Origin of the sequence: Natrinema sp. H-ect4, from assembly GCF_041894845.1 — an archaeon.
GTDB lineage: Archaea > Halobacteriota > Halobacteria > Halobacteriales > Natrialbaceae > Natrinema.
Map to the genome: position 1 here is coordinate 213,474 of NZ_JBHDYC010000007.1, position 17,853 is coordinate 231,326.

A 17,853-nucleotide genomic window follows, 5' to 3' on the forward strand; every position below is an offset into this window, starting at 1 on the left:
GTAGCGGCCGCTCGCAACGTGAGCCGGCGGACTCGCTCAGTTCGTCGTCGACCTCGAGTTGTCATCCGGTTTGGGCGGCGGCTCCGCGCCTTCGATGGCTTCGGCGGCGTCGGTATCCTTCTCGACTTCGACGTGCCAGCGGTCGACCTCGTCTTCGTACTCGGCGAGGCGGTCGGAGACCTCGTCTTTCAGGTCGTCGTCGTTGACGTTGACCTCGAAGACGAACTGCTCGCCGTTGCCGCCGTTGCGCGTCGACTGCTGGACGTTGGCGCTGACGAGTTCGTTGTCGAAGTAGTAGGGCGCAAGCTGGGTCATCACGTTCTGGTAGACCGTGTCCTCGACACGGCGCAGGGCCTTGCGGCTCGCGGAGTCGGCTGCCCGCGCGACGTAATCGATCGACTCCTTCCAGTTGTCCACCGCGGCCCCGGCGTCGTCCTCCTCGAGTTGTTCGTACGACTCCGAGAGTTTCTCGCCGGCGGTCTTGATGTCCTCGTCCGGCTCTTTGCCGGCTTTTTCGCCTTTGCCCTCCTCGACGCTGGCCTGATCGGCGGTCTTTTCACTGACGTCGGAATCGAGGGTTTCGTGGGCTTTGGGGCGCCACTCGTCCCACTCGTCGAACGCGTCGGCGTAACGCGCGTCGGCGTCCCGATCAGGATCGTGGACGCCGGCGTCTCGAAGCGCGCGCGTAATCCGCTCACCGTGTTCGACGATGTCGCCCCAGTCACCGCGAAGCTTGAACCCCGAGATGCTCTCTTCCATTCGGCTGGCCGAGTGGTAGCGTGCGGACAGGTATAAACTTCTCTGCCGTCACTCGCCTGTGCTGATGGAACCGATCGATCGGTTTGTATTTGGTCTGTGGTAACACCACTCTCATAGCCGAGCGATGTCTCGAGACGGCATACTGGTCCCCGACCGTGGCTGATCGATACTGTGAACTACCCGGCGAGTGGCTGTTGGGATATGACGATCGAAGACCGGGATAACGCCCACCTCGTTACGCACGCACTGGCGAAGGACACCCTCTCGCGCATTCGCGACGTCGAGACCGAGCAGGTCAGCTTTCGCAAGGGGCTAGTCAAACTCGGCCGAATCTGTGGCTACGAGATCATCGACGGCCGAATGGAGACCGAGTACGTCGAGATCGAGACGCCCCTCGAGCAGACGATGGGCGAGCGCGTTCGCGGCCTCGACGACGTCGTGATCATCAACGTCCTGCGCGCCGCGACGCCGTTCGTCGAGGGACTGCTGAAGGCCTTCCCGCGAGCGCGACAGGGAGTCATCAGCGCGAGTCGGGACGAGGAAGCCGGCCGCGCCGAGGACGGCTCCTTCCCCATTACGGTCGACTACGTCAAACTGCCCGAGATCCACGAGGAGGACACGGTCATCATCGCCGACCCGATGCTCGCGACGGGGAGTACGATGTGTACCGTCCTCGAACACATCGTCGACAACTCGATCCGACCGGAGAACCTGATCGTCCTCTCTGCCGTGTCAGCACCGGAGGGGCTCCTTCGCGTCAACGAGGAGTTCGACGAGGCCGACCTGCTGACGGTGTCGATCGACGACCGCCTTGACGAGGACGGGTTCATCGTCCCCGGCCTCGGCGACGCCGGCGACCGGGCGTTCCGAACGACCTGAGCGTTCGTCAATCGATTGTTCCCGAGCGGTCGCGTGGTCGACAGCGCCGACGGACTTTTGCAGGTCGGTCCGAATCGAACCGCATGGACTACAGCCTCGTTGATCCGGACGGTCTCGAGCCCGTCGACGGTCGACCCTGCGATCTCCGCAGACTGAGCGAGGCGGCCGGACTGGACAACGTCGCGATCAACCGATTCGATGCGGAGCCGGGCGAACAGCTGCCGCTGGCCTACCACTCCCACGAAACGCAGGAAGAGGCGTTCGTCGTCCTCTCGGGGACGCTCCACGTCGAGACGCCCACAGAGGAGTTCACAGTCCCGGCGGGATCGATGTTCGCAGTACAGCCCGAAGCACCACAACGAGCGTACAATCCCGAGGATGCGGTCGACTCGGTTTCGGTCGTCGCGATCGGTGCTCCACCGGTCGACGGCGACGCCGTACCGTACGACCCCGACGAGTAAGCGGGTCGAAAGCGCATGTTCTCGAGCGGCGTGTTCCGTTCGCTGCGCTGCCGTCACTCGGTCCCGCAGGTGTCGATACCGAGCACCGAATTTACCGGACAGCGTTGGATGACTGCGGTCGCGAGGAGGTCGCTTCCGGCGATGAATCCGAGCGAACCGAGTGTCCGATTTCGGTTTCGATAGCCGACCACGAGGAGTATCGTTGCGAGGATAACGCGGCCGAGACGGTCGAATCTACACACGTTTTTGTCCATGTTTCGCCAGAGGAGCGCGACGCGGATATCGATGATCCTTGCAACCCCTTCGCTTCCGGTCGAACCCCGACGCAGTCTACGGGATATTTCGTCGCTCGGTCCAGACGAACCGGTCATCGAACGGACGGTCACAGCAGTACTATCCACAGCAATAACCATACCATTTTAACACGAACTGGCATAGGGTCTCCTATGTCTGGCAACCAGAACACCGGAACGGCGAAAACGGCGTTTCGACTCGCGTTCGCCGGCTACGTCGGCACGCTCGTCGCCGGGCTCGTCGCGGTCGCCATCTCGCTCACGGAGCCGACCCGAATCGCTGTCCTCGGGGCGGCCGCGGTCGGTCTCCTGGGGGGCGCGCTCGTGGGCATCGTCCTCGCGAGACGAGTCCGCGAACTCCCGATACGCCTCGGCCGAAACTGGCTTCGACGGACTGCCCTTCCCTTCTCGGCGACACCATTCGGCATCGCCGTCGGCGCTGCGCTACTCGGCTGGCTCGAGTTCCGTCTCATCGTCGCGGTGCTTGCCGTCGCTGTGGCGATCGCTGGATACGTCGTCATGCGGCTGGCGGAGGCCCGCTACGTCGATTCGATCACCGACGACGAGCCCGCTGCGACGTGGCAGTGGGAGCCGCCAGGGACCCCGAAACTGGACGCGATCGTCCTCGCCATGTGGCTGTTACTGGGCGCGGCCAACGCAACCACCGGTAACTGGTTGCCGTCGATCGTGTGGATTGGACTCGCGATCCTCTGGGTAGTCACTAGCCTCGCCGAGGGCCGGTGGCAGGTCGGATCGCTGGGTGATTCACCTGCAATCCACGTCCACGATGCCGGTCTCGTCAAGCGACGACCGTACACCCGCTCGCTCGTGCGATGGTCCGATATCTCGCACGTTCGACTGCGCGAGGACGAACTCGTCCTCGATCGGGGCCTCTTCGACGTGCGCTTCGAGCGCGACCAACTCGCCGACCTCGAGGCCGCACGGACGGAGATCGAACGTCACCGTCAGTCCCTCCGGAACGGCGCACCTGGCGCGCCGTAACGCGACCTCGAACTGGATGGTATCGATCACCGTTTCGGTTTCCAGTCACTCGAGGTCGGCCCGACCGCTCGTCGCGCTCCGAATGCGATCCCGAAGCGCGTCGCCCTCGGCGAGCGGGACCCGAACGTCGAAACTGACCTCTGCCTCGTAGTCGGCCTCGAACTCGTAGCCCTCGCTCTCGAGGATCGATCGAACGGTCCCCGAGTCGTCGTACGCGACGATGATCGCCAACTGCTCGTGCGGTCGTTCCGCCACGACACCGGCTTCCTCGACGGCCTCTTTCACCGCGCGTGAGTACGCCCGGACGAGGCCGCCGACGCCCAGGTTCGTCCCGCCGTAGTAGCGAGTCACCACGACTGCGCAGTTCTCGAGTTCCTGTTGTGTGAGGACGTTCAGCGCCGGCTTGCCGGCCGAACCCGACGGCTCGCCGTCGTCGCTCGAGTACTCCCGGAGAAAGTGGCCGTTGGTCCCGTCGTCGCCGTCTCGAACGCGATAGGCGGGCACGTTGTGGGTCGCGTCGGCATACTCGTCTTCGACGGCCTCGACGAACGCTTCGGCGGCCGGGACGGAGTCGACTGGTCGGACGTGGCCGATGAACTCCGACCCCTGCACGACGAACTCGGCGGAGGCGGCGGCCGCGACGGTTCGGTACGCGCTGCTCACGCTCGGCCACCCCATCGCTGTCGGGTCCCGACACTACTCATGGCGACGATTCGTCGGCCGACGAAAAGAGACCGTCGGTCCCGCGCGCCGCGAGCGGCGTCGTCCCGTCGGTTTCGATCGGACCCCAGACGCTATTATTCTCGGGTGCCATGTGTGCACACATGAACGGCGATACGATCGATGACGAACTCGCTGACGAAATCCACAGCGTCTGCCGGACGACGGTCGGGGACGAACTGCGGAGTATCACCTACTTCACCGAGGACGACGTCGAACAGCTGTACCTCCGCTCGGACCTCGAGCAGACCGCCGATCTCATCGGCTTCGCTGACCACGAACGGCTCGGATTTCACTCGCAGTCGGCCTACCGAAACACGCAACTCGGCGAGTACGAGGCGACGATCCGCATGTTCGAGAACGGCTTTCTCTCGCGAGTGATTCGGGGTCCCCACGGCGTCTGGGTGACGACCGACGACATGTCGATCGACCGATTCGAAGAACTGACGAGCGCGCTCGCGTCGGTCCTCGACGAGTTCGCGGACGCCGTCGCCGCGGCCGCTCTAGACGACGCCGACGACTGAGCGGATCTCTGTACCGGTTCCCGGCGCTCCGGTGACCGTCCTGCGGGTGCGCCCACACCGACTGACAGCAGTCTGTCTGACCCGCGCGGACTACTGGAGTTCGATCTTCCGGACGAACTCGAGGTCGCGGATCTCGGTGATCACCTCGCCCGGGAGCGTTTCGTCGGTGATCAGGTAGAGTCTGGGCTCGTCGGTGAACTCGGGGTCCTCGCTGATGGTCTGGCGGATCGAGATGCCGTTGTCCGCGAGCGTTCCCGTGACCCGGGCGACGATCCCCTCCCGTTCGGCGTCGTCGACGGCGACCGACAGCACCGTCAGATCCAACACCGGCGCGAGGTCCATCAGGCTCGGCACCTGCGAGATGTTCTGGAAGATGCGCCGGAGTTCGGGATCGTCGAGGATGACGTCGGTCGTCGAGTCGACGACGCGTCGGTCGACGCCGATCTCGCGAGCGATCCCCGTGTTCGGAATCTCGATACCGCCAGAGACGACCCGTCCGTCGTCGTTGACGGAGAAGCCCCGCTCGAGTAGCAGGCGGATGACGGCCTGCTGACTCGGCGATCCTTCGAACTTCTCCATGATCTCGTCAAACATTCGTTGCCGGGTGTACGCACGCGCCAGTATAATGTCCGGTGATCGGTCTCGCACTCTGTCAGCAGTTCGTCTCGAGCGGGGAGAGAAATACGTTCACGTGACTGTTCGTCTGACGGATGATTTTTTACGTTCTCCGTGATTGCCGACAGTATGCGCGCACTCCGGAACTGTGACTTCTGTGCCGACGACGCCGTCGGCGCGTTCGAAATCGTCCCGCCCGAACTCGAGCCGACGAAGGCCGAACAGCGCCGCGTCGTCTGCTGTTCCGACTGCAGCGAGCGACTCGAGACGCTGCTCGAACCGCTGCTCGCCCGCGCCGGGGCCGAGACAGCTGTCGAGACCGACGATGGGGCCGCAGCCGACGTCCTCGAGACGACCGACGACGAGTCGGCTACTGACGGCTCGAGCCTCGCCGTCGGAGACGAGTTGACGAGCACCGAAAACGAGCCAAACACTGTCGCGAGTCGCGAGGAGGGGATCACGTTCGAGCGCGACGAGCGTCCGACCGACACCGAAACGGCGGACGACGCCGAGACACCGGACGACGCTGAGACATCGGACGACGCCGAGACACCGGACGATGCTGAGACATCGGACGACGCCGAGACACCGGACGATGCCGAGACGGCGAACGAGGACTCGCCGTCCGCGTCGACCCGTCCACCGGCGACCTACCGCAAGGTCATCCGGCTCCTTCGGAACCGCGAGTTTCCCATGACACGCAGCGCCGTCGAGGAGCTCGCTGCGGGTGCTTACGACCTCGAGCGCCACGAGGTCGAAGCGGTCGTCGATTACGCCGTCGAGACCGATGAGTTCGTCGAAGAGCAGGGAACGCTGCGCCGTCCGTAGTAGACCGTAGACCGGATACGGTTGCCGGCATCGACTCGAGGCACCGCTCGTCCCGAATCCATGTGATCGCTACAGCGCCGGTCGACGACTAAAGCGTTCCCTTCGTGCTGGGCGCTCCCTCTCGGCGGTCGTCGATTCGCGTCGCATCGTCGAGCGTTCGGGTCAGCGCCTTGAACAGCGCTTCAACCTCGTGGTGGGCGTTCTCGCCAGTGACCTCGAGGTGGAGTGTCACTCCGGCGTTCATCGCCAGCGATTCGCCGAAGTGTCGCGCCATGTCGCTGGTGAACCCGCCAATCGACTCTTGCGAGAAGGTCCCATCGAAGTAAAACCGCGGTCGACCGCTCACGTCGACGACGGCCCCCGCGACCGCCTCGTCCAGTGGCACCCGCCGGTCGGCGTATCGGACGATCCCCGATCGATCGCCCAGCGCCTCGTCGAACGCCTCGCCGAGGACGATCGCCACGTCCTCGACCGTGTGGTGGTCGTCGATCTCGAGGTCGCCGTCACACTCGACCTCGAGGTCGAACAGGCCGTGCTTGGCGAACGACGTCAGCATGTGGTCGAAGAAACCGATGCCGGTGTCGATCGCGGCCGTCCCGGTCCCGTCGATCGTGAGCGTGCACTCGATCGAGGTCTCGGCCGTCTCGCGCGTACGGGTCGCCGTTCGCTCGCTCATGACGAACTCATACCGCCCCCGGTACAAGGAAATTCCGCTCGTCTCCCCGCCGGCCGCCGGCCGCCACTCGGAGGGCAGCCCGGACAATTCGGAGACAATTCCGGGAAAACATCTCAGAAGGGATAGTAAAAGGTCTAACGGCTTCTGAAGGAGTTTGAAAACAACAGTACGATCACAATACGACGATAAAACGGGCCGAAACGGCGACAATATTCGTGCCGTTATATGATCCGGGGAGTGAATGTCGTAATCAAGAAGAGGTGTCCCGTCTCGATGTCCAATCCCTCCCCCGTTTCGAACGAATCGATCGCTCCGTCGAACCCTGAACCGGAGTCCCAGCACGAGCGAAACCGACTGCTCCGATCGGTCAAAGGCCCCGCCCAGTTCCTCTCGTTCTGGGTCGCTATCGCGCTCCCATTCGTGCATCTCCCCCTCCTCGCACAGGGACTCGGCGATCCGGCGGTAACGCTGACGTTCGTCGTCTTGCTGGCGGCCAATGTCTTTGCTCTCTACGTGGGTCACGGCTACAACCAGCATTGAGACACCGTCGCAGTCGTCCGGTTTTCTTTCGGATCCGTCCTCGTCTCGATCCGTTCGGTTCCGTCCGGCCGTGCTCCCCAATCAGTCGTCGATCCACGTTCGGTCACCGAACCGTCCCCGTCGAATCGCTACTCGAGCCGACCGGTTCGGATCGACGGGCTACTCCTCGACATCGATCGCAGCCCGCGCTTCTGCGAGCGTGAAGTTCCCCTCGTACAGCGCGCTGCCGACGACGACCGCCGCCGCACCGGTCCCTTCGAGCGCTCGGACGTCCTCGAGCGTCGCGACGCCGCCGCTGGCGATGACGGGGATGTCGGTCGCGTCGACCAGTTCGCGGACGGGATCGGTCGCCACGCCCTCGAGTTGGCCCTCGACGTCGACGTTCGTAAAGAGGATCGCGGCGGCTCCGAGGTCGTCGTACCGCTGTGCGGCCTCGACGGGCGAGATTCCCGCGCCTTCGGTCCACCCTTCGACGACGACCTCGCCATCCTTCGCGTCGAGACTGACGACCACGCTGTCGGGGTAGGATTCGCTGATTTCGGCCACGATGTCGGGGTTTTCGACCGCCGCAGTCCCGAGGATGACGCGGTCGACGCCGCGCTCGAGCAGGCCGATTGCCCCCTCTGCGGTGCGGATCCCGCCGCCCAACTGGGTCGGAACGTCGACGGCGTCGATCACGGCGTCGATAGCGTCCGCATTCTGCCGCTCGCCCTCGAACGCACCGTCGAGGTCGACGAGGTGCAGCGTCCTTGCGCCGGCGTCGATCCACCGCCGGGCTGCCTCGACGGGATCGCCGTAGGTCTTCTCCGTGCCGCGTTCCCCCTGGACGAGTTGGACGACTTCGCCGTCCTGTATGTCGACCGCCGGAATCACCTCGAACTCCTCGAACTCGCCGCTCGCGTCATCATTGGTCATACTCGAGTGCGCGAGGCCGGTGCGAGTAAAGGCGACGGTTTCGCCGAACGATCATCGCTGCGACACTGGTCTCCCTTTCCAACAGAATTGGCACATGTATGGCCGATATGGCTCGTCTCATGCCGTTGTCGGCGTGCGGGTTCCTCGCAAAGCGAACGTGCCCCGATCCGACGTGACGACGGACATGCTCGTCGTGTTCGGCGTCGTCGTCCTCGCGCTCGTTCTCTTTCTCACCGAGTGCCTGCCGATCACGTGATCGTGATCGTCTGGGGAGTGTGAGTGGACCCGCCCACCGTCGTAATGCGAGCCATCGGCCGATCCGTCGACCGGAACCGTTCGCGCCGATAGCCACGCGATAGTGTTGCCGGGTTGCAATATTGCGGCGCTCTCGCTGCGGTCGGTTTTCAGTACTTCTTTCAGGAGCAGACCTGTACTACCGGTGAATGGTCGAAACCGTTCTGCTGGTGGGAATCGTCGCCTCGATTTTCGTCGGGTTCAATATCGGCGGCTCGTCGACCGGGATCGCGTGGGGGCCCGCTGTGGGTGCCGGTCTCCTCAGCAAGGCGTCCGCGGCCGGACTGATGACATTCTTCGTTTTTCTTGGGGGCTGGACCGTCGGCCGAAACGTAATGGACACCCTCAGCGGCGACATCATCACGATCGAAATCACGCTCGCGGCGGGCGTTGCCGTCCTCTTTTTCATCGGGCTGGGGATTCTCATCGCGAACGTCTTCGGCGTTCCCGTCCCGACGTCGATGACCACCGTCGGAGCGATCGCGGGACTGGGACTGGCGACGGGGACGCTCGACTTCGAGACGATCGGGTGGATCATCTCGTGGTGGATCGTCACGCCGATCCTCGCCCTCTGGATCGGCGCGTTCGTCGGCCGGTACATCTACCCGGAACTCAACCGACGGTTCGAGATTTCGGCGACCGAGGGGGCGTTGCTCACCGTCGATCGGACCGGATCGATCCCGTCGATCGGCCTCGGTCCGAACACGACCGGTCAGGAGTTCGTCGGGACGATTGTCGTCCTCGTCATCGGCTGTTACATGGCGTTCAGCGCCGGTGCGAGCAACGTTCCGAACGCCGTCGCGCCGCTGGTCAGCAGCGGCGCGCTCGGGGCCGATAGCGCGATTATCATCGCGACGGTCGCGATCGGGCTCGGCGGCTTTACCATCGCACGCCGGACGATGGAGTCCGTCGGCAGCGAACTCAGCGACATTCCGTTACTGGCAGCACTGGTCGTCATGATCACCGCGTCGACGATCACGACCCTGCTCTCGGCGGCCGGGATTCCGATCAGCCTTGTGATGGCGTCGGTGATGACGATCGTCGGACTGGGCTGGGGGCGAGCCACTCGCCCCGTCACGGCTCGAGACGCCGTTCGCGGTCAGGTTGACGCGGAGATGTCGATGGGTGCACTGAAGGCAGAGCCCGAGGCCCCGGTCACGCGGATCGGCGAGGAAGAGCCCGAGGAGGTCCTGAACGCGGGCGATCTCTTCAACCCGCGGGCCATCATGAAATACGTCTCGATGTGGATCATCGGCCCGTCGATGTCGACGATTCTCGCCTACGGCTTCTTCGTCGCAGTTCCGTTTGTCGGGTAATACCTCGGGTTTATTCGACGTATCGTCGTCGATCACGTTCTCGTTCCGCTGGACGGCTCGGAGATGAGCGAATACGCACTCGAGGGCAACCCGGACGCCGATATACCCGTCCTGACCGTCGTGGGCGACCCGTCGTGTGGGGCGAGGCAGTCAGCCTCGCGCTCGCCGACGATCTCGAGGACAAGCGCAGGAACTCGCACAGCCGGTCTTCGATCGCGCGCGAACTCGCCGCGAACGCCGGCGGTGACGCTGATCTCGAGACCATTGTCGAACTTGGCCATCCAGTTCGTCCGATCATCAACTGCGCTGACGACTATGAGACGGTCGTGATCGGTATGCACGGTGGAACCGTTTCGGAACGACTGTTCGTCGGGAACGTCGCGGAGCGAGTCGTTCGTCGGTCACCGGTTCCAGTCGTGGTCGTTCGGTGAGCGGGATAGTTCGGAACCGCTCAGCCCTCGGTCCGGTCGCCCTGGTCACCGTCGTCCGATTCCTCGAGCAGTTCCTCGACTTCGTCCTCTCGAGGCCGACGGTCGACGCGTTCGTCGACGGACTCGACCTTGGCTTGTACCTCCTCGAGTTGATTGCCGACCGTTTCTTCGACCGTCTCCTCGACCGTTTCTTCGACCGTCTCCTCGACGGTTTCACCAACCGTCTCATCGACTGTTTCTTTGACGGTTTCACCGACCGTTTCTTCGACCGTCTCCTCGACGGTTTCACTCACCGTTTTCTCGACGGTGTCTCCGACTGTCTGGTCGACCGTTTCTTCGACGGTCTCACTGACGGTTTGCTCGACGGTGTCTCCGACTGTCTGGTCGACCGTTTCTTCGACGGTCTCGCTCACCGTTTTCTCGACGGTGTCGCCGACTGTCTTATCGACCGTTTCTTCGACGGTCTCACTGACGGTTTGCTCGACGGTGTCGCCGACTGTCTTATCGACCGTTTCTTCGACCTGTTTCTCGACGGTGTCGCCGACCGTTTCCTCGACCGATCGTTCGACCGACTTCTCGACGGTTTCCTGCACGGTCGACGTCATCCAGTCGGGATCGAACCGGGCCATCTTCCAGACGACGTGGAGGACGTACGAGGCGAAGACCCCCAGCCCGAACGTCAGCCCGACCCGAATATCGAGCGTCGCGATGAGGACGACCGCGAGCAGAATCAACCCGCCGTACGCGAAGTCGATGATCGCGTCGATGCGCGCCGGTCTCATAGCTGACCGACAGTTGTGGACGCATCGATCGACGTGTTCTCCGATCGCGAGGGCCGTCGTCCATCCTTCGGATCGCTGTCCGGCTGAAATGAGTACGCACGTGATAACATTCTAGAGTACTAGAAGGGCCGATTCGGGGAAATCCTTTGGGATCCCGGCCGGGGGGAACGAGCGGTGTCACTGTCGTTCTCGTCCCGATCGCTTTGACTCGAGTAGCGTATTCATCAGGCATCGAGACGAAATCCGGGCGGATCCTCGTTCGCCCCCTCGAGCGAGTGGGGACTACCTGGTGATTCGCCGACACTGACGCGAATAAGCGCGTTTTTAGGGTCGGATCGCATGACCTACCGAACGTGCCGGAAGTACTGCTGATCGTCGGGATTCTCGTCGCCATCTTCGTCGGGTTCAACATCGGCGGCTCGACGACCGGGCCCGCGTTCGGGCCGGCCGTCGGCGCGAACGTGATCACGAAGGTGATGGCCGCCGGACTGATGTCGATATTCTTCTTCGTCGGTGCCTATACCATCGGTCCGCAGGTCGTCGATACCCTCGGCAACGACCTCGTTACCGATACATCGATCTTCACGATGCGATCGAACGTCGCCGTGCTCTTTTTCATCGGCGGCGCGCTGTTCGTCGGCAACTACGCTGGCGTCCCCGCCTCGACATCGATGACCGCGGTCGGCGCGATCGCCGCGCTGGGAATGGCGACCGGTGAACTCGACCTCGAGGTGCTGGGTGAGATCGTCATCTGGTGGGTCGTGGCGCCGATCTCCGGCTTCTGGGTTGCCGGCGTCGTCGGGCGGTACTTCTACCCCCAGATCAACGCCTGGGTCGCAATCGAAGGGAAGCAAGAGGGTCGGCCGATGGTCACGATCGACCGCTCGGGGCTCGCCCCACGGCTCCAGTTCGGTGCTGACGCCACCCGCCGGGAAATCACGGGTGCAATGGTCGTCGTCGCCATCGGCTGTCTGATGGGCTTTGCATCGGGAACGAGCAACATCGCCAACGCGATCGCGCCGATCTACGGTACCGGCGACGTCCCTATGGTGCCGCTGATCCTGATCGGCTCGGCGGCGGTCGCGGTCGGCTGCTTTACTATCGCCCGCCGCACCCTCGACACGCTCGGTAACGACATCACGAATCTCCCGCTGACGGCGGCGATCGTCGTCGCCGTGATCAGTTCGGGAATCGTCGTGGGACTCTCGTCGATCGGCATCCCCGCGAGCTTCGTCGTTATTGCGACGATGAGTATCGTCGGGCTGGGCTGGGGACGAGCCACCCGAACGACGACCCTGTCGGGAGTCAGAGCCGGCGAGGAAACGCGCGTCTCGGTCGGCGCGCTGACCGCCGAGGAAGAGGGCGAACGATCCCCCCAGATCGGCGAGGAAGAACCCGAGGACATCCCGAAAGCGTCGGATCTGTTCGACCCCTCGACGACCGCCCGCGTAATCCTCATGCAGAACGTCGTCCCAGCGATCTCGACGATCGGCGCCTATCTCACGTTCCGGTTCGTTCCGATATTCGGCTTTTGAGAGCCCAGGCCCCAGTATCCGATTCCTGAGGGACCGGCAGACCGTCTCCGTCGCGCCGTGCCATTCGTCTTCCCGTTTCCGACTCGTGATGGTGATCGTCGGACTGGCCTGCTGACAGGATTTCGTAGCCAAATCGCGACGACGCGTGAGCCGGTAGACTGCCACGATCGGGTAGTGGTAGCCTCACGCGACGCCTCGCGGATCCACGGCCCGGTATCAGGACGAGTGACGCCTGTTTTGAATCCGGCAACAAACGCGCCACTCGGGGGAACACGTTCGGACATTTCTTTTTCCTCTCCCGTTCGATCACTGATCTTGTGTAGAATCACCCCATTCTTTCCTTCGAATTGGTCAATTCTGACTCAAAGACAATTTAGGACTGAACAGCAAGCTATACCAATGCGGCCCTCGAACCGCAGAGTGATGCCCACGGTAGAATACCTCAATTACGAAGTACTGGACGACCAGGGCTGGGACATGGACGACGACGACCTCTTCGACGAGGCCAGTGACGCCGGCCTCGACGAGGAGGATTACGGCACGCTCGACGTCGCCGAGGGCGAATACATCCTCGAGGCGGCCGAGGCGCAGGGCTACGACTGGCCGTTCTCGTGCCGAGCCGGTGCCTGTGCGAACTGTGCGGCGATCGTCTTCGAAGGTGAGATCGACATGGACATGCAGCAGATCCTCTCCGACGAGGAGGTCGAGGAGAAGGACGTCCGTCTGACCTGTATCGGATCCGCCGAGACCGACGAGGTCAAGATCGTCTACAACGCCAAACACCTCGACTACCTGCAAAACCGCGTCATTTAAGCCACATCCAACGGTCGTCGTTCGACCGTTCCCCCGCCTTCGGGGCGTATTTTCAGCCGCTGCTCGAGCTGTATTGCTCGTCTATACCCCCAACTAACACGGTTTCTCTGATCGCGAGGGGAGTGTGCGATCTGGTGTATTGACCGTCAGTGGCTACTATCGCACCAGATCCGCCGTTTTGCCATCCGATCCGAACGACGTGACCCACCGTTCTCCGTCCTCCTCGAGCGATAGGTCCGGTTTTGTCCCTCCGTTTCGGTTCGGGTACTGTTTGGTGATCGTGATGAACGCAGGGATCACCCCTCTCCCAAAAGAGTTGAATACTTCCTCAATCATACTATAGAATCACTATAAAAGCTGCATCTAACACCCCATATCCAGGGCTCTATATTGACTATATAGATCCTAATCGGAACTATTACTTGAACCGATTCGCAACTATCTGCTGATGTCGCAAGTGACGGATCGGTTACAACGATATCTCGAGGACGAACTCGAGGGCTGTCGCGACGAGGACGTCGATCGGCGGCTCGACGAACTCGAGACGCTCGAGGCGGCGCTCGGCTCGGAGCGGGTCGACGCCGAACTCTCGGTGCTCTCGGCGCTAGCAAACGAGACTCGGTACACGCTTGTGCGGGTTCTCGTCGCGGCCGGTGAGGAGCTCTGCGTCTGTGAACTGAACGCGGTCGTCGACGTGACCGAGAGCGGGCTTAGCCACGCCCTCTCGCAGCTCGTCGATGCGGGGCTCGTCGACGGCCGGAAGGAGGGGCGCTGGAAGAAGTATCGAGCGACGAACCGGGCGGTGGCTCTCGTGACCGTCCTCGAGGGAAGCGTGGGAGATGAGTAACGCAACCCACGAGCACGGCCCGAACTGCGGCTGTGAGAGTTGTGGCGATCCGCGGTCGATCGACTTCCTGGACAAGTATCTGACCGTGTGGATCTTCGCGGCGATGGCCGTCGGCGTCGGACTCGGCTCCGTCGCGCCGTCGGTGACCGAACCGATCCGGGAGCTCCACCTCGTGGAGATCGGGCTCGTTGCGATGATGTACCCGCCGCTGGCGAAGGCGAACTACTCGCAGCTCCCGACGGTCTTTCGCAACTGGCGGGTGCTCGGCCTGAGCCTCGTCCAGAACTGGCTCATCGGGCCGACCCTGATGTTCGGACTGGCTGTCGTCTTCTTCAGCGGGCTCGTGCCCGGTCTTCCGGCCCGTCCCGAGTACTTTCTCGGACTCATCTTCATCGGGATGGCCCGGTGTATCGCGATGGTGCTTGTCTGGAACGAACTCGCGGAGGGGTCGACCGAGTATGTGACTGGACTGGTCGCGTTCAACAGCCTCTTCCAGATCGTCACCTACGGCGTCTACGTCTGGTTTTTCGGGCTCTTCTTGCCCCCGCTGCTGGGCATGGAGACGCTCGTTGCCGGAATCACGACGTTCGACGTCTCACCCGTGCAGGTGTTCGAGGCTATCGTCATCTTCCTCGGAATCCCCTTCGCCGGCGGCTTCCTCACTCGCTACGTCGGAACTCGGACCAAAGGCGAGGAGTGGTACGACGATTCGTTCGTGCCGACGATCGATCCGCTGACGCTCATCGCGCTCCTGTTTACCATCGTCGTGATGTTCGCCACGCAGGGCGAGACGATCGTCGCTGCACCGGGCGATGTCCTCCTGATTGCCGTCCCGCTGACGATTTATTTCGTCGTCATGTTCTTCGTGAGCTTCGGCATGGGTCGCGGGATCGGTGCCGACTACTCGACGACGACCGCGATTGGCTTCACGGCCGCATCGAACAACTTCGAACTGGCCATCGCCGTCGCCGTGGCGGTGTTCGGCGTCGGTTCCGGCGTCGCCTTCGCGACCGTCGTCGGCCCGCTTATCGAGGTTCCCGTCTTGCTCGCACTGGTCAACGTCGCGCTGTACTTCCAGCGCCGGTTCGACTGGAGCGGATCCGATACCGGTAGCCTCGAGACGACGACACCTGACTCGCCCACTGACGATTGATAGCCACTGGTAGGCGAAACTCACTGACAACTACTGCCCACATCGACCACGATCATGACCCCCAACCCCACGCCGAACGAGCCGATTCGTATCGCCTTCATGTGCGTCCAGAACGCCGGCCGCTCCCAGATGTCGACCGCGTTCGCCGAGCGCGAACGCGCCCGACGCGGCCTCGAGGAGCGCGTCGAAATCCTGACCGGCGGCACCCATCCCGCCGACGAGGTCCATGAGGAAGTGATCGAGGTGATGGCCGACGCCGGCTTCGACCTTGCCGACCGAACGCCCCGTGAGATCACGATCGACGAGCTTCGGTCGTGTGACTACGTCGCAACGATGGGCTGTTCGACGCTCGAGGTCGGCGACGTCGGCACGGACGTGGCGATCCGCGACTGGGCGCTCGAAGATCCCGACGGTCGCGACCTCGAGCGGGTACGCGAGATCCGCGACGAGATCGAACGGCGGGTCGCGGCGCTGTTCGACGAATTCAGCGACGCGCCCTAAATTGCAGCTAATATTCGTTCGCCTCCGCCGACTTTCGACGGGACCGCCGCGGTCACTGCTCAAGTGGACCGTAGCCGCCGAACGACGGCCCGTGTCTCACGAACCTGTGCGCGGCGACGAGGACGACGACGGCGAGCACGATGAGCGCGCCGTCGACGATCGACGAGAGGTATCCGAGTGAAACGATCAGCGTCGTCGCACAGGCGGGCGGATGGACCGTCTCGGTTGCGAGCATCCCGCCGGTGGTGAGCACGACGGCGACCACGCCGCTGGCGACGAATCGAAGCTGTGCGGTCGCGAGCGCCGGTGCGGACGTGGTCACGCTCACGCCGAGATCGGGTACGATAGCGTGATACGCGATCAGTCCGGCCACGACGCCGATACAGTGCCCGCCGATCACCCGCCGAGGCGCGGTGACCTCCCCCTCTCGAACCGTCGCCAACAGAAAGGCGGAGGGGCCCAGACTCGGAAAAATAAACGCCTGTCCGGTCACCCAGGCCAACAGTCCCGGAACCGAGAGCAAAATGCCGACGTACAGGGCCGAAAACGCCGCGCCCTCTCTCATGCGCGGTGCTTGTCAGCGCAAACGGATAGACGTTCACTTTTCGTTGGTTCCGCCTCTCAGAATTGATTCTTTGAACACAATTGCGACCGCTGTCGGAGCGGGACCGATTCGCTCGAGCGCGGGTCGAGTCGGAATGACGGATTCCGGACAGGCCGAAAACGTAACGGCACCGCGCTTCGGATGGATGATCGTGACGCTCGCTGGTGCCATCGGGACGGCTCCGGATCTGCTCCGACTCCTCGCCGTTCCCGTCTTCGCCTGGACCGCCTACCGCGACATCGAGACCAGACGCGTCTCGAGTACCGTCTGGATCCCCCTCGCCCTGCTCGGGGCCGTCTTGCTGGGCTGGGACGGCTGGTTGGCCTGGAGCGCCGGCGGGGACGCCTGGACCTTCGAGTTCCTGATTCCGACGGCGATCAGCCTGGGTCTGGTCGTTCCGATCGCCTACCTGTTCTGGTGGTTCGGCGGCTTCGGCGGTGCTGACGCGAAAGCGCTCCTCGTGTTGGCAGTTCTCTTCCCGACCTTTCCCAAGTACGCGCTCGGATCGTGGACGTTCCCGACCGCCGGGACGACCGACATCGGCACGTTCTCGTTTACGATCCTGACAAACGCCGTTCTGGTGGGGATCGCGCTCCCGATCGCGCTGGCGATCCGAAACGCCGCCGCGGGACGAATCGCGCCGGTCATGTTCGTCGGTTGGCCCGTCTCCTGGGAGCGAATTCCGGAGACCCACGGCCGCCTGCTCGAGACGCCGGCGGGGCTCTCTCGAGGCGGCCTCGACATCGACGCGCTCCGAATGTACCTCCGCTGGCGGGGACTCTCGCTTGCCGACCTGCGCGATGACCCGAAGCGGTACCGCGACCCGTCGACGCTGCCCACCGAACCGAATCCGCCGACCGACGGCGCGGTGACTGCAAGCGTCCAGCCACGCAGCGACGGTGGGGCGTTCGAGTTGGACGCCGACGACGCGGTCCCTGAAGCTGTGGCGGACTCGGACGCGCCCGAGTACGACGATCCGTGGGGTGCCGACGCTTTCCTCGAGGATATCGACGGCTCGGCGTACGGAACGACGCCCGAGACGCTCCGTGAGGGGCTCGACGTGCTCGCGACCGAAGAGACGGTCTGGATCTCGCCGGGAACGCCGTTTCTCGTCCCGGTGTTCGCCGGGCTGGTGATTGCGCTGGTCTACGGGGACTTACTGCTGGGAACGCTGTTTTGACCGTCCTGGGACCCGTACGTTCTGTATTCGAAGCTACCGACAAAACTCACGGTAGATATCGGTGAAGAACTTACCGCTGCCAGCATCCGCGAACGGAGTGAGCGGTTTGCTACGAGAGAGCATCGCTCTCTCGGCATCAAGCGAAACCGAAGGTTTCGCGGACCTCGCGGAGCTTTGCTCCGCTC

The 17,853-nt window shown here is 63.3% G+C and carries 21 protein-coding genes and 1 pseudogene; 14 read left to right on the forward strand and 8 right to left on the reverse strand.

All coding sequences use genetic code 11. From position 1 onward, the window contains the following. Positions 1-36 precede the first annotated feature (36 nt). Positions 37-759, reverse strand: coding sequence for a DUF5828 family protein (locus ACEWFR_RS11335; RefSeq protein WP_374061123.1), 723 nt, complete (start codon positions 757-759; stop codon positions 37-39). 201 nt (positions 760-960) lie between these two features. Between ACEWFR_RS11335 and upp the strand changes: the two genes are divergently transcribed. Then, entirely contained in the window at positions 961-1,638 is a 678-nt protein-coding gene (upp, locus tag ACEWFR_RS11340) for a uracil phosphoribosyltransferase (protein ID WP_374061124.1), read from the forward strand. 83 nt (positions 1,639-1,721) lie between these two features. Further along, positions 1,722-2,099, forward strand: coding sequence for a cupin domain-containing protein (locus tag ACEWFR_RS11345; RefSeq protein ID WP_374061125.1), 378 nt, complete (start codon positions 1,722-1,724; stop codon positions 2,097-2,099). Between the two features lie 53 nt (positions 2,100-2,152). Here ACEWFR_RS11345 and ACEWFR_RS11350 read toward each other — a convergent pair whose 3' ends face one another. Continuing rightward, the gene (locus tag ACEWFR_RS11350; protein WP_374061126.1) at positions 2,153-2,353 is read right to left on the reverse strand and encodes a DUF2892 domain-containing protein; all 201 of its coding nucleotides are present in this window, start codon (positions 2,351-2,353) and stop codon (positions 2,153-2,155) included. A 192-nt stretch (positions 2,354-2,545) separates the two neighbouring features. Here ACEWFR_RS11350 and ACEWFR_RS11355 point away from each other — a divergent pair, with 192 nt between their 5' ends. Continuing rightward, positions 2,546-3,394, forward strand: a complete 849-nt coding sequence (locus ACEWFR_RS11355) for a hypothetical protein (RefSeq protein ID WP_374061127.1) — start codon at positions 2,546-2,548, stop codon at positions 3,392-3,394. Positions 3,395-3,439: 45 nt separating this feature from the next. On the opposite strand, the gene ACEWFR_RS11360 is transcribed toward ACEWFR_RS11355, so the two are convergent. After that, positions 3,440-4,057: a YigZ family protein gene (locus ACEWFR_RS11360; RefSeq protein WP_374061128.1), complete on the reverse strand. Its 618-nt coding sequence runs from the start codon at positions 4,055-4,057 to the stop codon at positions 3,440-3,442. Between the two features lie 161 nt (positions 4,058-4,218). Here ACEWFR_RS11360 and ACEWFR_RS11365 point away from each other — a divergent pair, with 161 nt between their 5' ends. Further along, complete coding sequence (locus tag ACEWFR_RS11365; protein ID WP_374061129.1) at positions 4,219-4,638, forward strand: hypothetical protein; 420 nt, start codon at positions 4,219-4,221, stop codon at positions 4,636-4,638. Between the two features lie 90 nt (positions 4,639-4,728). Here the strand turns inward: ACEWFR_RS11365 and ACEWFR_RS11370 are convergent, their stop codons facing one another. Beyond that, positions 4,729-5,232: an amino acid-binding protein gene (locus tag ACEWFR_RS11370; protein ID WP_098725068.1), complete on the reverse strand. Its 504-nt coding sequence runs from the start codon at positions 5,230-5,232 to the stop codon at positions 4,729-4,731. A 150-nt stretch (positions 5,233-5,382) separates the two neighbouring features. Here ACEWFR_RS11370 and ACEWFR_RS11375 point away from each other — a divergent pair, with 150 nt between their 5' ends. Further along, entirely contained in the window at positions 5,383-6,081 is a 699-nt protein-coding gene (locus ACEWFR_RS11375; protein WP_374061130.1) for a hypothetical protein, read from the forward strand. 88 nt (positions 6,082-6,169) lie between these two features. Here the strand turns inward: ACEWFR_RS11375 and hisB are convergent, their stop codons facing one another. Continuing rightward, positions 6,170-6,757: an imidazoleglycerol-phosphate dehydratase HisB gene (gene hisB / locus ACEWFR_RS11380; RefSeq protein ID WP_374061131.1), complete on the reverse strand. Its 588-nt coding sequence runs from the start codon at positions 6,755-6,757 to the stop codon at positions 6,170-6,172. A 273-nt stretch (positions 6,758-7,030) separates the two neighbouring features. On the opposite strand from hisB, the gene ACEWFR_RS11385 reads away from it, so the two are divergent. Next, positions 7,031-7,297, forward strand: a complete 267-nt coding sequence (locus ACEWFR_RS11385; RefSeq protein ID WP_374061132.1) for a hypothetical protein — start codon at positions 7,031-7,033, stop codon at positions 7,295-7,297. A 159-nt stretch (positions 7,298-7,456) separates the two neighbouring features. Here ACEWFR_RS11385 and hisA read toward each other — a convergent pair whose 3' ends face one another. Next, the gene (hisA, locus tag ACEWFR_RS11390) at positions 7,457-8,212 is read right to left on the reverse strand and encodes a 1-(5-phosphoribosyl)-5-[(5-phosphoribosylamino)methylideneamino]imidazole-4-carboxamide isomerase (protein ID WP_374061133.1); all 756 of its coding nucleotides are present in this window, start codon (positions 8,210-8,212) and stop codon (positions 7,457-7,459) included. Between the two features lie 443 nt (positions 8,213-8,655). Here hisA and ACEWFR_RS11395 point away from each other — a divergent pair, with 443 nt between their 5' ends. Beyond that, the gene (locus tag ACEWFR_RS11395) at positions 8,656-9,822 is read left to right on the forward strand and encodes an anion permease (protein ID WP_374061134.1); all 1,167 of its coding nucleotides are present in this window, start codon (positions 8,656-8,658) and stop codon (positions 9,820-9,822) included. A gap of 63 nt (positions 9,823-9,885) precedes the next feature. Then, positions 9,886-10,253 (forward strand): annotated as a pseudogene (locus ACEWFR_RS11400) (universal stress protein). Between the two features lie 20 nt (positions 10,254-10,273). Here the strand turns inward: ACEWFR_RS11400 and ACEWFR_RS11405 are convergent. After that, on the reverse strand, positions 10,274-11,035 hold the full coding sequence (locus ACEWFR_RS11405) for a hypothetical protein (RefSeq protein WP_374061135.1): 762 nt from the start codon (positions 11,033-11,035) through the stop codon (positions 10,274-10,276). A 353-nt stretch (positions 11,036-11,388) separates the two neighbouring features. Here ACEWFR_RS11405 and ACEWFR_RS11410 point away from each other — a divergent pair, with 353 nt between their 5' ends. The 5 genes from ACEWFR_RS11410 (at position 11,389) to ACEWFR_RS11430 (ending at position 15,884) form a co-directional block, all read left to right on the forward strand. Then, entirely contained in the window at positions 11,389-12,570 is a 1,182-nt protein-coding gene (locus ACEWFR_RS11410) for an anion permease (protein ID WP_374061136.1), read from the forward strand. Positions 12,571-12,993: 423 nt separating this feature from the next. Further along, entirely contained in the window at positions 12,994-13,383 is a 390-nt protein-coding gene (gene fer, locus ACEWFR_RS11415; protein ID WP_098725076.1) for a ferredoxin Fer, read from the forward strand. A 448-nt stretch (positions 13,384-13,831) separates the two neighbouring features. Next, positions 13,832-14,230 carry a metalloregulator ArsR/SmtB family transcription factor gene (locus ACEWFR_RS11420; RefSeq protein WP_098725077.1) on the forward strand — a complete coding sequence of 133 codons (399 nt, stop codon included), beginning with the start codon at positions 13,832-13,834 and terminating at the stop codon, positions 14,228-14,230. Then, positions 14,223-15,383 carry an ACR3 family arsenite efflux transporter gene (gene arsB / locus ACEWFR_RS11425; protein ID WP_374061137.1) on the forward strand — a complete coding sequence of 387 codons (1,161 nt, stop codon included), beginning with the start codon at positions 14,223-14,225 and terminating at the stop codon, positions 15,381-15,383. The genes ACEWFR_RS11420 and arsB overlap by 8 nt, the downstream gene beginning before the upstream one ends. Before the next feature lie 54 nt (positions 15,384-15,437). Further along, entirely contained in the window at positions 15,438-15,884 is a 447-nt protein-coding gene (locus ACEWFR_RS11430; protein ID WP_374061138.1) for a low molecular weight phosphatase family protein, read from the forward strand. Positions 15,885-15,936: 52 nt separating this feature from the next. Here ACEWFR_RS11430 and ACEWFR_RS11435 read toward each other — a convergent pair whose 3' ends face one another. Then, a complete protein-coding gene (locus ACEWFR_RS11435; protein ID WP_374061139.1) occupies positions 15,937-16,449 on the reverse strand; it encodes an HPP family protein in 513 nt (170 codons plus the stop codon). Positions 16,450-16,639: 190 nt separating this feature from the next. Between ACEWFR_RS11435 and ACEWFR_RS11440 the strand changes: the two genes are divergently transcribed. Next, positions 16,640-17,668: an A24 family peptidase C-terminal domain-containing protein gene (locus ACEWFR_RS11440; RefSeq protein WP_374061146.1), complete on the forward strand. Its 1,029-nt coding sequence runs from the start codon at positions 16,640-16,642 to the stop codon at positions 17,666-17,668. Positions 17,669-17,853: the final 185 nt, after the last annotated feature.

Excerpts from the sequence above, each read along its gene's own strand:
- ACEWFR_RS11335 (WP_374061123.1), bottom strand. The coding sequence starts at position 759 with ATGGAAGAGAGCATCTCGGGGTTCAAGCTTCGCGGTGACTGGGGCGAC.
- upp (WP_374061124.1), top strand. The coding sequence starts at position 961 with ATGACGATCGAAGACCGGGATAACGCCCACCTCGTTACGCACGCACTG.
- ACEWFR_RS11345 (WP_374061125.1), top strand. The coding sequence starts at position 1,722 with ATGGACTACAGCCTCGTTGATCCGGACGGTCTCGAGCCCGTCGACGGT.
- ACEWFR_RS11350 (WP_374061126.1), bottom strand. The coding sequence starts at position 2,353 with ATGGACAAAAACGTGTGTAGATTCGACCGTCTCGGCCGCGTTATCCTC.
- ACEWFR_RS11355 (WP_374061127.1), top strand. The coding sequence starts at position 2,546 with ATGTCTGGCAACCAGAACACCGGAACGGCGAAAACGGCGTTTCGACTC.
- ACEWFR_RS11365 (WP_374061129.1), top strand. The coding sequence starts at position 4,219 with ATGAACGGCGATACGATCGATGACGAACTCGCTGACGAAATCCACAGC.
- ACEWFR_RS11370 (WP_098725068.1), bottom strand. The coding sequence starts at position 5,232 with ATGTTTGACGAGATCATGGAGAAGTTCGAAGGATCGCCGAGTCAGCAG.
- ACEWFR_RS11375 (WP_374061130.1), top strand. The coding sequence starts at position 5,383 with ATGCGCGCACTCCGGAACTGTGACTTCTGTGCCGACGACGCCGTCGGC.
- hisB (WP_374061131.1), bottom strand. The coding sequence starts at position 6,757 with ATGAGCGAGCGAACGGCGACCCGTACGCGCGAGACGGCCGAGACCTCG.
- ACEWFR_RS11385 (WP_374061132.1), top strand. The coding sequence starts at position 7,031 with ATGTCCAATCCCTCCCCCGTTTCGAACGAATCGATCGCTCCGTCGAAC.
- hisA (WP_374061133.1), bottom strand. The coding sequence starts at position 8,212 with ATGACCAATGATGACGCGAGCGGCGAGTTCGAGGAGTTCGAGGTGATT.
- ACEWFR_RS11395 (WP_374061134.1), top strand. The coding sequence starts at position 8,656 with ATGGTCGAAACCGTTCTGCTGGTGGGAATCGTCGCCTCGATTTTCGTC.
- ACEWFR_RS11405 (WP_374061135.1), bottom strand. The coding sequence starts at position 11,035 with ATGAGACCGGCGCGCATCGACGCGATCATCGACTTCGCGTACGGCGGG.
- fer (WP_098725076.1), top strand. The coding sequence starts at position 12,994 with ATGCCCACGGTAGAATACCTCAATTACGAAGTACTGGACGACCAGGGC.
- ACEWFR_RS11420 (WP_098725077.1), top strand. The coding sequence starts at position 13,832 with ATGTCGCAAGTGACGGATCGGTTACAACGATATCTCGAGGACGAACTC.
- arsB (WP_374061137.1), top strand. The coding sequence starts at position 14,223 with ATGAGTAACGCAACCCACGAGCACGGCCCGAACTGCGGCTGTGAGAGT.
- ACEWFR_RS11430 (WP_374061138.1), top strand. The coding sequence starts at position 15,438 with ATGACCCCCAACCCCACGCCGAACGAGCCGATTCGTATCGCCTTCATG.
- ACEWFR_RS11435 (WP_374061139.1), bottom strand. The coding sequence starts at position 16,449 with ATGAGAGAGGGCGCGGCGTTTTCGGCCCTGTACGTCGGCATTTTGCTC.